This window comes from Clostridium sp. DFI.1.208 (assembly GCF_024463855.1).
Classification (GTDB): Bacteria; Bacillota_I; Bacilli_A; order Erysipelotrichales; family Erysipelotrichaceae; genus Clostridium_AQ.
In genome coordinates this window covers 129,425-140,953 of the sequence record NZ_JANGCA010000007.1, presented here as the reverse complement: position 1 = coordinate 140,953, position 11,529 = coordinate 129,425, and the positions used below count along the sequence as shown (strand labels likewise).

Sequence of the window (11,529 nt, the reverse complement as noted above, 5' to 3'; positions counted from 1 at the left end):
TACGATAATAACGCCATTAGAATTACTTGTCAAGAAGTTTTGATTGACTTTTTAATAAATATTAAGTATGATATGCTTATAAACACCGAGAAAAGCAACGAAAGGAGCGGTTATACTAAGTTATGGAGGGTTATATAAAGAAAATCAGTTTCTTAGGAGAGAACATACAGACCATAAGGAAACACAGAGGAATGAAACAACAGGAACTTGCGGATAAAATCGGTATCAATATGCAGAGCCTTTCCAAGATTGAACGTGGTGTGAATTATCCTACCTTTGATACGCTGGAAAAGATAATAGACGTGCTGGGAGTAACACCCAATGAATTGTTGTCGGGAGAATGGAAGTATATTGACCATACCGAGCCATACATCATGGACGTTATCAAACGGGAACAGGATTTTAATGTTTCCTTAGATTATCTGTCTGAAAATGAGTTTTTCAATGATGAAAAAGAATGCAGATTTTACAAGGTATATAAACTTATACAGTATATCCATAACTATATTACCAATGAGGTTACAGAGTTGGAAGAACTTATGGAAATCAAGCAGTTGATACAGCATCAGAAAATAGAACGCATGATGAAAGTGCATAAGGAAATGCGAGGGTTAGACCGATACAGAGAACAACTGAAAGAATACAAATACCACGACCCTTATGCTGACTGGATATTCCGTCAACTTGCAGATATTGACAACAGAAACAACATACCAGACACTTCGCCACAATTAGACTTTAATGAAGCGGACTATGAAGATTATCTAAAGGCGAAATGGAACAGAGGTCTTTGATTTTCCTCTTGCATGGAAGATACAGCAAACAAAAAGCCCAGTAAAGAGTGCAAAGCACCACCAATGGTGGCAAGGCTCTTGACAGGGCTTTTTCTTGACTGTGGTGGGTAGCCAAGAGGAAGAAAGGGATAAAAGCTAATTTATGATAAATCAGACAAAGGCGACGCAGGTATTGCAGTATGAACTTGTATTACATAAGGATAGTAACTGGAAGATTGTCGGATAATTGGCAAAGTAAGGCGTGTATCTCTTTTATAGGTACACGCTTCTTTAAACTTGACAGGTCTTATTATTTTTGTTATATTTTTATTGCAAGTATGAAAAGTATAACAAAATAGAAATGTTAGATTGGAGATGTGAAAATGTCAATGAAAAAAGGACAACATATATTTGGAACAGTTAAAGTAGGGGAAAAAGGACAAATTGTTATTCCAAAAGAAGCAAGACAGATTTTTGATATTAAATCAGGGGATACCTTATTAGTGTTGGGCGATGAAGAACAAGGGATAGCGATTGTAAAAGCGGACGTTATGAAAGAATTAGCTGTGAAAATATTAAAAGGACTTGGTAAATTAAGTAACGGTATAGAAGATGAAAAATAGCATTATGACTATATTGCCAATAGTTTTCATCTTAGATTTACTTATTCCTTTTATCTTAGCTCCAGCATATAAAGGGTATAATCATTTAATACAAGTTATGAGCGTTCTCGGGAATAGTAAGGCTCCGCTACATATTATATACAATGCGTGGCTGGTAGTCTTTGGAATTACCTTAATAGTGATTGATTTCAACGTATATGCGATTATTTCAGAGAGTTCCAAACTGATTGCAGTAACACTTTTTGTAATATTGTTGATTTATGCAATCGGAGGGTGTATTCTTTCTGGTTTATTCCCTGTTGGGGAAGTAAAAAGTCTTGCTACTCTTTCAGAAAAAATACATGGGTATGGTTCTGTTATTGGTTTTATGTGCTTAGCATTTGCACCACTTTTTCTAGGAATTTATGCATATAAAATAAATAACATTAAATTCTTTTATTTCAACATAGGGTGTTTCATATTAGCAATATTGTGTTTTTCATGTTTTGTTATGGGAGATAAGCCTAATTACAAAAATACAGTTTTAGCCTTTGAAGGCTTATGGCAACGGTTATCATTACTGTTTATGTATTTACCTTTGGGATGTTTAATATTACTGGAAAAATAAATTGTTAGGAGTGAAATCTATGATAGGACTTAAAAACGAGATATAAAAAAGCGTTAAAGTTTGAAATCAAATGAAGTAATCAACGGAATAAACAAAGAAAATATAGGGAGATGCACAGTTATTTGTGCTATCTCCCTTTGTCGTTTTATCATCATATCAAGGCTCATTCAATCGTGGTAAATCTGTGGTAAAATGAGTATTTCCTATACCTCAAAATGTTTAAAAGTGTAGTGTTTATGCGGATAATCTAAAATTAAATATAAAATTTCATATAAAATTATGTGCACCAAAATTATGAGCCTCATCAACAAGTAATAATGTATTTTCTATATTCATTTTGAATAGTTCTTGATTTTTAGAGTCTATAAAACTACTATTGGAAATAATTATACAAACAAAATCTGTTCTTTTATTTTTAAATTTATATAATTGTCTCTCTAATTTGTCTCTGTATTTAATACCACCATAGCATTTTATTGAATCAATATTGAACTCCTTAACCTCTTCAACCCATTGATCAACAAGATGTATGTATGGACAACAAATTATTGTCACTAATCTTTTTTTATCATTCAGCAATCTAACAACAGCACCACACCCGGTATATGTCTTACCTGTTCCGGTAGCCATATCAAATATTCCTCGATAATTATTGGAGTTCCAATTATCAATTGCTTCTAACTGATAATCATATAATCCAACGTTATCCAATGTAGGAAAAACATTTTTCATTCTCTTTTTTTTATGAATTTCCTTTAATTCATTATCTAATTTAGAAAAATCTATATCATAATTATTGTAGCTCAATAATTTTTTTCTAATAATATCCGAAAACGGAAGTACTATAAGACCTTTCTCATCGTTTTCCCACATTAAATCAAAACGGAATTCTTTATTTTGACATCTTTCAAACGAATCATCTGAACTCCAAGAGCAAAAAGTATCAATACACTCATAGTTAAGATTAAAAGCATGATCAGATTCATTAGCCGAACCTGAAAATGCAACTATATTATCTTCATCATCAACCAAGATACCAAGCTTTTCATGATACATTGCATTATCACTTGATTCATTCTCCACAACAGCTACTTTAATTTCTAAAATATTTTGTGCAATCAAGTAAGATAACAACGTAAATCTTTCTGTTTTTTGTTCAAAAATTACATTTTCATCGAATTCTTTCTCAAATTTATCACTTACAAGTTGTTTTAGATTATACCCTTTTTCTATTGCTTCATAATCATCTTTAGAAAGTCTAGGTGACACTAACAATTTAATTTTTCCACCCTTTTTTGCAATTGATCCAAGTCCTTTTGATATTTGCAAAAGAATTGAAGAAGAGAAGAATCCTACTGCTCTTTTATAAACTTTTGCCTCTTTTAAGCAAGGAACGTAAAAATCATCTACAACATTATCAGCTAAAGTTCTATATTCAAGTTTTATATCAGAAACATTTTTTAAACTCATAGTAAATCCTCTATTGCCTCAATCAGCAAATTAACTTCCTCTTTAGTATTAAAATAACTAAAACTTACTCTAACTGTCCCTAAGTATTCTTTCGATTCCAAATAATCATGTATATATGGGCAACAATGATAGCCTCCCCTTACAGCTATTTCATACTCCTCTCCAAGAATCTTCGATAAATCTTCACTATCGTAGCCATCTAAGTTAAATGACAAAATTCCAACCTGTAACAACTTATCATTATGATAAAGTTTAATCCCATCTATTTCTTTTAATTTTTCTACTGCATAATCAACCAATAGTTGTTCATGTTCATAAGCTTTCTTAGATATTATCCATTCAAAACCTTTTACCATACCCCTAATAGCTACAACATTTTGACTTGATGGCTCATATCTTAAGTGTCCGTTTGATGGCATTTCAACATTTAATGAATCACTTCCTGTCCCTCCAAAGTAAGTTGGTTTTAATTTGTTTTGTTCACATAAATAACCCGCAGCACCAAAAGGACCATACATTGTTTTGTGTCCAGCAAATACGTAATAAGAAATGTTCGAATCTACAATATCTACTGGAATCAATCCAAATGCTTGTGCACCATCAACAATAAATATAGAGTTAATACTCTTAGATATTTCACCCAATTCTTTTATAGGCAAAATATATCCAGTAACATTGCTAACATGAGTACAAATCATCGCTTTAGGTTTATTAATTAAACAGTCGAATTTAAATCTATCCAAATCAATCGCCAAATCTTCATTAAGAGGAATATGTTTTATAGTAATACTCTTTACTTTTTTTATTTCATTAAGCGTTCTTACTATTGCATTATGATCATATGGCGAACAATAGACCACATCCCCAGCGTTTAAGTCTAATCCAAAAAGAATGAAGTTTAAAGCTTGTGTAGCAGAAGAAGAAAATACTAATTCTTTTGCATTTGCATATTTACAAAGAATATTTCTAGCATTCTCGATAGTTTCTCCAGCCATTTCAGCACTAGGATACAATCCTCTCCCTGCATTAAATGAAAGAGTTCTTTGCGCACTATCTAATTCCTCATAAACACATTCTGGTTTAGGGAAAGTGGTAGCAGCATTATCAAAATAAATCATACTTCTTCTCCTTCCTTAAGTACTATAAGTACTTTTTCATAATTCTTACCAACAACGCTATTTTTTGTTCGTTGTTTAATAAATCTCCATAATCTTCAATAGTTCCATCAATAAAATTTTCTATTAATTCAAATGCATCATTGTCTTCATTATTAAATCTTTTGACAATTGTCTCGCCATCTACAGTAATGCTAATTGAATTTTGTCCGTCATTTTCATTATTCGCATCGGTAAGATGACTAATTTTTTGAAGTTGCTGTTCAAATAAATCATATGTATCGTTAGACCAGTCTTCTATAAATAACGATGTGAAGCAATATGCAACCTTATTGATAAGTGTTAACTCATTATCATTTTGAGATGTATTACAAACATTAATGAATTCCTTCTCATATGGTTCAAGAACTGTTTTTGACAGAACTTTGTTATTTTTACTTAACCAATAATTTAAAGATTGAGTTAATGTCGTCTTATCATCAAAACCCAAATAACTATTGATTGAAGCTTTTAAAACTAATAAGTAATCTTGGCAATATTTATCTAATACTGATTTCAATTTAGCAAATTGATCAACTAATTTATCAAATTCATTTGTATTAAATACTTTGGGTAATGTAAACAGTATGAATTCGCTAGCGTTGATATTAGTTTGACTCAACTGTTTTTTTAACAGCTTGTGTTTTTTTGAAGAAATTATTTCATCAATACCAATCATCTGCTTAGTAAATTTTGGCAATGAAACATACCAATTTTTTACAGAATTAGTTATACCACTATAGCTCTTTCCTACATCTGTTCCTATTTCACACTCAAATAATTTAGCTAGCGAATCTAAATACGAAATCTTAGAAGCACTAATTTCATCAATAGTGAAATTGTAATTATTAGGATCTTCATTTATTGATTCTATCAATTGTGCATTTAATTCAACTTCTTGTTGTTTGTAATTTATCAAAATACATTGTCCTAATTTATTTATCTGCCAAGCCAATAAAATTGGCATAATTCCTTTACGTATTCCATAAGGAGGCTTAATTAGTTCAGAATAAATCACTCCAAAGTTATCTGTCTCACCACTTAAATAGTTGAATATTTTTTCTAAAATTGCTTTTACTTGAGTTGTTTCAGTGCCATTATATATACCACTTTCTATAAGAATACAATTTGTGATAGTATCCTCAGGAGAAGTTCCTAGATTGTCGAATGTCAATTTGTTATTTAAAATGCTATCTACAACCTTTTCTCTTGCGTTTCTATAACTACCTTTTACATTTTCTTTATTAATCAATTCTAGATTAAATTTAGCAGGATATTCACAATAGACATGTGAAAATATATCACCAAGGATTCTATTTTTTGATATCATTCGCTTATTTTCATCTAATTCAAATTTGTTATACGAGCAGAATAATTTATTAGTTGTAGAAGAAAGAGAATAATCCATATTAACAAGTTCATCAAGTTCTTCTTTTACATCATCCATTAATAATTCTAGTTCTTTTTTAACTAAAATATTATTATCAATAAATTCATTGTCTGAAATGAGAAGTTTGATTGCCATATATCTTTTTACAACAGATGAATAATCATTGTATTCTGTTGGATAAATTGAAACCAATAAATCCTCATTTATTTCTTTCACCTTTTTATAAATTTGCTTGCTTCTATCATCTTCTCCTCGAAGAATATACATTATTAAACCATCAGCATAATTATCAGAAAAATAATAATTCACACTATCCAAAGAAAAAAAATCATCTTCGTTGATGTATTCTACTCTAAAATATCTAGTAATAGAATTAATTATATTGTATGTTCTAGGATATATAAATCTGCTATCCTCAATTTTTGATAATTCTAAAGGTACATTCACTCTTGATAATTTTGTATTAATCAAATTATCAATTGATCCATTTAGGTTTAGATCCATATTTATCTTAAATTGAATCTGTCCTCCAAGACGCTTGATCAATATTCCTTTATTTTCTAAGTTATTAATAACTGATTCACATTCAAAACTATCAATCATCAATGATGATGCTAATACACTTCCATTAGAAGGCAATATATCCTTTTCATTAATAATCAATAAAAGTGATAAAGTCTTAATGATTAATGCTTCTATTGGTTTACTAGTATTAGAAATTGCACTTATACAATTTGTTGCAATCTTTTGAATATTCACATTATCTTTTTCTTCTAGAAATTGATTTAAAAAGTAATCAAAAATGACATCAGGATATAATATATGTGCATCTATATCTCTATTCATTATAAATGGTAATGAGTTTTGTGTATCCTTTGATAAAAATGTAAACAACGTTCTTTCGTTTTGAGCAACTTTTTCATTAATTTTAATCAACAAATATACTGTTAATGGATGCAATGGAAAGCACGCATCAAACATCTCTTTTTCTAAATATTCTTGTGTAAAATTTGAATAAAATGGAGGCAATTGACTCATTTTTTTATACACTTCTTCAGAATAGTCTTTTAACTTTTTCTTTTCCTGTGAATAATTTTTCGTTTTAGTTATTACATTAGAAACTAGATCAAAAGAGTTTTTTAAAGATGATACAAAATAATATGCATTTACTCTTCCTTCTATACCTTTAAAAGCATTTCTTATGCGTTTATCAACACTTAAGTAATCATTAATAGGTTTATGCATGATTAATTGCAAATAAATATTTTCAGTTTTAGAATTATTGCACAACTCGGACAAATCTTGAATGATTTTCATATCATTAGATATAGTCTTTTCGTCTCTAGATTCTAAAAATTTGCTAAATTCATCAAAGACTATATAAACACCATCATATTCGTAATTATTAATTAATTGATTTGCTATTTTTCGATAATAATCAACTACCTCTAATGAATTTTGTGATACAAATTCAGCTCCAGATAGTATGTTCTTATGAATCCTCTTAAACATATTATATGCAGATTCATTATACGTTCTAATCGCATTTGCAAATTTTTCTATGCTAATCTTATTTGCCTTTAATTCATTTTCAAACGAAACATATGTATCTGGGTAATTTTTCTTCCATTCTTCAATTCGATTTATTACTTGAATAAAATCATTATCAACAGTTAAATTATCTATTCCTTCATTATTTAAACTTTTTTGCAAAGAATATAGAAGTGCTTGATTTAGTGTTCCTCTTGTATTTGAAATAATAATCGGAAAATATTTTTTATTTTCTAACCTAATTATCTGTTTATACAAATCATTACTTGCAATTGAAATTTTACTTAAAAGTTTATCATATTTTTTATAATCTGTATTTTTAGTAATGCTAGCAATGTTAAAACTGAGTGTGATTTTCCCTTACCATAAGGTGCGATAATCATCGAAGAATGATCCCCATCGTCGTTTTCAACATTAGATAAAAAATGAGAAAGAAAATCTATTCCAGTTGTAGTTGGAATAAACGCATTCACCTTTGCATCATCCGATAAATCTAAACCGATATTAATTGAGTTTTGAAAATTAGCATCAATATTTATTAATTCGTCAAATTTCATACTTATTTCTCCCCTTCATAATACAGTTCTATTATTTGATCTGGAGAATAGTCACATGTTACATAGATCATATCCAATCCAGCAGTCTTTTCAATCCTTAAGTATCCCATTGAAGCAAGTTGCTCTAAATATTCATTTATAATTATTCTATTAAAGTTAAATATAGATACTAATGAATTATTCGTTTTCTCTAAATCAGAAATACTAATCGAACGATTAGAAGATTCACCTTTATCTTCGATTAATAAAAGAATGACGTAAAGAACTAAATATTCGCTAACAGTATTCAATTCTGGTAACGATCGTTGATATTTTTTTCGTGAGTACTTAATAAGCCCTAGGTTGGATAATGGACAAATATAGTTTTCCTCAGGATCATCATTTTCATTTTTCTTTGAATACATATTTAATAAAACATTTATATCAGTATCAAGTGATTTCTCAGAAAACTTAATATCATGACTTTTCAAATAATCGCTTAAAACATCTTTAATATCAGCCGATTCAAAGATTTCTCCTTTAAAAACATTAAAAAACAAATTCCAAGTAGTAGCATTTTCATAATTACGAACTAAATTAATGTGGATAATCCATAGTGAAAATATGTTCTCTAAATAAACATCATTTATTGCAATTGTTTCACCTAATTTCGTAAGTTCATATTCTCTGTTTTTATATTGAAGGATTCCACTTGTTAACATCCAATATTTGATAGATTTAACCATGTTTGCTCCAACACCAAGTTTTACAATTCCGTTATTTCCAGAGAATAATTCTAAATTTCTATTAGCATTTATTTCAAATAATGCCTTTTGTAACCACCCTTCTCTAAAGAAGAATGTTTCATGTCCTTTAAATCTAGTTTTCACCAAGTTCACCTACTCCTTTTTCTGGTTCTTTGTTTTCAAAATCTTCTTTAGATAACATCCTGATGAAAAATGATTAATACACTCAAAACAATGTACACACTTACTTTCATCAACGTTATAATCCAAAGTTCCATTTTCATATTTAATCTTAATAGCTCCAAATCTACATACTTGCATACATGCTGAGCAATTAAGACACATTTGGAATTTAGTTAATTGACACTTCACTTTACCTTCAGCATCATTAATTGTTTTTGCTTTTGCTAACGGTAAATTAACTATAGTAACTTTTAATTTTTTGTCTCCAATTTTTCCTTGAAACTTTAATAGGACTTGATTATCTTTTCCAAGTACGTAAACTTCATTCAATCTTTTATTACCTAGATCAAAATTTAAGGTTCCAAAAGGTTTAAAAAGTTCGTATAAATTTTTATCTATTGGTTTTTTCAATTCATAATTAAATGCATTTTCTTCAGTAGCACATGGTTTAAAACTCACAACCTGTCGTTTACCATATTCAATCCCATTACCACCTTGTTTGGCTTTCCATGCTCCTGAATCAACATATTCATCCGGATCAGGTTTACCGATGTTTACAGCATTTTTTAACAATATGTCTCTAAACTTATAAAATTCCTCAGGATGATGTATCTTTGATAAAAATTCAGACCAACCAGAGTTATTCGGGCAACACCAACATCCTACACGTGCGAATCCCATTTTATATGCAGAATTAAAATCGATTTTTCTGTTTAATATATATGCCCAAACATCAATATCTAGCCAATCAATAATTGGTGCTACCGTACGCTGTTTTGCAATTTTAGGACTATCAGATTCCCTATCATATTTACTTCTGCTTACCGATTCAGCTCTTCTAATTCCATAAAATGTCAAAATTCTATTCGAGCTTTTAAACATTTTAGTTGTATATTGTGTGATTGCTCCAGTCTTAAAAACAGTACAACACCATCTCATAACACGTGACGGAGGACCAACTATTTCACATAAATCATAAAAATTCTTCTCTCTATTTTTCGCATTGAACATTGGAGTCATTCTATGATTTGTTTTTTTGAATCTTTCCACATATTCATATGTTTCAGGAAATTCTAATGTAGTATCTCCAAAGATGTGTATTACTTTTGGTGTACCTAAAGCTCTCATAACCAAATCGGACACCACAGTTGAATCTTTTCCACCACTAAATGATACAAAAGTTGATTTAAAATCATAATTTTCTGATTGAACATTTATATATTTTAACGCTTCATCATCCAAAGTATTTATTCTTTGCTGATTTAAAATAAGAAACTGTTGAATAAAAGTATCAAAACTATTATCAGCATTGTCTTTATTCAACTCTAAATATTCTTTTCTAACTTTTTCAGCATCTACATTTCTTAAATCCTTCACTACTATTTTTTTCTTTTTACCATCAATGATATACGTACCACCTTGTGCACACCATACTGATGATTTTTTATATTTAAAAGGTTCATTCCACAATATTTCTATTAACAATCTTTCTTCCGGAAAAACTGGACGAATATCAGATGAAATATATAATAGATCATCATCTACTTCATCTATGTCTAAAACAACTGGTACATTACTTTTCTTTGACCAATATACTTTAGTTTGGTTAATCATCCTTGAGCCACAAACGGGGCAATCGCTCGTTGTGCTATGATCTATATAAATTTTGCAATTTAGGCAATAATATTTCATCAAATCAATCCTTCCTAACACTACATTTATTCTTTTATATAATCTACAATATCTCCAAAATTGCAGTCTAAATTCTTACATATTTTTATAAGAACATCCATAGAAACACACTCATTTCTTGATAGTTTTGCAAGAGTGGGAGTACTTATTCCACATAATTTAGCAAATTCACTTTTTTTAAACCTTTATCAATCAGTAATTCAAAACACTTGTCCTAACGATTTCCAAAATTCATACCCCCATCTTTCCATACTCTTATATATTATAACGCTAATTAAATGTGAATAGTAGAGATTTTATTGCTAAATGGTAATTTTTTTGTTCTCTGAAACTAATTTAATTACTTTTTCCATTAATCTAAAGAAAAAAGAGCTTATTTGCTCTTAATTGTATATATATTCATTATAGATAATTTCATTAATACCGGCACCAATATTATTCATCTCCTGTATCCATAACATTTGATTTTCTTCTTTTAATGCTTCTGTAATATTTCTTTGCCTTTTCATATCAACCAACAGCTTATCATGTAATGCATTTGCTTGATAATCGATCATTTCAAGATATTCATACAAGTCACCACTTGTTAGCAAATTTGTATAAAGTATTTTTTGATATTTCTTCATATACTGCAACTTTATTCTGCCATATTTTGATAAATATATTTTCTTTTCCTTTACCGTTAAGTTTGGCAAATAATATTCGCCTACTTTTTCATATTCTATGTTCATGTTTACTCCTCCATTATCTTTATTTTTTAACAGGGTGTTAGGGTTCCCCTAAATGTTGGATTGGCTATCCAAA

11 protein-coding genes and 1 pseudogene are annotated in these 11,529 nt (G+C 29.3%); 4 read left to right on the top strand and 8 right to left on the bottom strand.

Annotation, left to right across the window (positions count from 1 at the left end; translation table 11 throughout):
- The first annotated feature begins 122 nt into the window (after nucleotides 1–122).
- From NE665_RS05755 to NE665_RS05740, 4 genes and pseudogenes are all read left to right on the top strand, one after another.
- Nucleotides 123–794, top strand: a complete 672-nt coding sequence (locus NE665_RS05755; protein WP_008791133.1) for a helix-turn-helix transcriptional regulator — start codon at nucleotides 123–125, stop codon at nucleotides 792–794.
- A gap of 139 nt (nucleotides 795–933) precedes the next feature.
- A pseudogene (locus NE665_RS05750) lies at nucleotides 934–1,020 on the top strand (conjugal transfer protein); the annotation flags it as partial.
- 136 nt (nucleotides 1,021–1,156) lie between these two features.
- Complete coding sequence (locus NE665_RS05745) at nucleotides 1,157–1,396, top strand: AbrB/MazE/SpoVT family DNA-binding domain-containing protein (RefSeq protein WP_008791134.1); 240 nt, start codon at nucleotides 1,157–1,159, stop codon at nucleotides 1,394–1,396.
- Nucleotides 1,397–1,400: 4 nt separating this feature from the next.
- Nucleotides 1,401–2,003: a DUF998 domain-containing protein gene (locus NE665_RS05740; RefSeq protein ID WP_008791135.1), complete on the top strand. Its 603-nt coding sequence runs from the start codon at nucleotides 1,401–1,403 to the stop codon at nucleotides 2,001–2,003.
- Nucleotides 2,004–2,270: 267 nt separating this feature from the next.
- Here NE665_RS05740 and NE665_RS05735 read toward each other — a convergent pair whose 3' ends face one another.
- From NE665_RS05735 to NE665_RS05700, 8 genes are all read right to left on the bottom strand, one after another.
- Nucleotides 2,271–3,473 carry a DEAD/DEAH box helicase family protein gene (locus NE665_RS05735; protein WP_118654730.1) on the bottom strand — a complete coding sequence of 401 codons (1,203 nt, stop codon included), beginning with the start codon at nucleotides 3,471–3,473 and terminating at the stop codon, nucleotides 2,271–2,273.
- The gene (locus NE665_RS05730) at nucleotides 3,470–4,591 is read right to left on the bottom strand and encodes an aminotransferase class V-fold PLP-dependent enzyme (protein WP_118654729.1); all 1,122 of its coding nucleotides are present in this window, start codon (nucleotides 4,589–4,591) and stop codon (nucleotides 3,470–3,472) included. The genes NE665_RS05735 and NE665_RS05730 overlap by 4 nt, the downstream gene beginning before the upstream one ends.
- Nucleotides 4,592–4,613: 22 nt before the next feature.
- The gene (locus NE665_RS05725; RefSeq protein WP_178759913.1) at nucleotides 4,614–7,826 is read right to left on the bottom strand and encodes a hypothetical protein; all 3,213 of its coding nucleotides are present in this window, start codon (nucleotides 7,824–7,826) and stop codon (nucleotides 4,614–4,616) included.
- A gap of 26 nt (nucleotides 7,827–7,852) precedes the next feature.
- Nucleotides 7,853–8,125, bottom strand: a complete 273-nt coding sequence (locus NE665_RS05720) for a hypothetical protein (RefSeq protein WP_178759914.1) — start codon at nucleotides 8,123–8,125, stop codon at nucleotides 7,853–7,855.
- A gap of 2 nt (nucleotides 8,126–8,127) precedes the next feature.
- The gene (locus NE665_RS05715) at nucleotides 8,128–8,994 is read right to left on the bottom strand and encodes a DUF4007 family protein (protein ID WP_256302481.1); all 867 of its coding nucleotides are present in this window, start codon (nucleotides 8,992–8,994) and stop codon (nucleotides 8,128–8,130) included.
- 9 nt (nucleotides 8,995–9,003) lie between these two features.
- Entirely contained in the window at nucleotides 9,004–10,725 is a 1,722-nt protein-coding gene (locus tag NE665_RS05710; RefSeq protein ID WP_256302480.1) for a phosphoadenosine phosphosulfate reductase family protein, read from the bottom strand.
- Nucleotides 10,726–10,751: 26 nt separating this feature from the next.
- Complete coding sequence (locus NE665_RS05705; protein WP_336246108.1) at nucleotides 10,752–10,874, bottom strand: helix-turn-helix transcriptional regulator; 123 nt, start codon at nucleotides 10,872–10,874, stop codon at nucleotides 10,752–10,754.
- Nucleotides 10,875–11,108: 234 nt separating this feature from the next.
- Nucleotides 11,109–11,456 (bottom strand): TnpV protein, encoded by a 348-nt coding sequence (locus NE665_RS05700; RefSeq protein WP_118654726.1) that lies wholly within the window; start codon nucleotides 11,454–11,456, stop codon nucleotides 11,109–11,111.
- Between the last annotated feature and the right edge of the window lie 73 nt (nucleotides 11,457–11,529).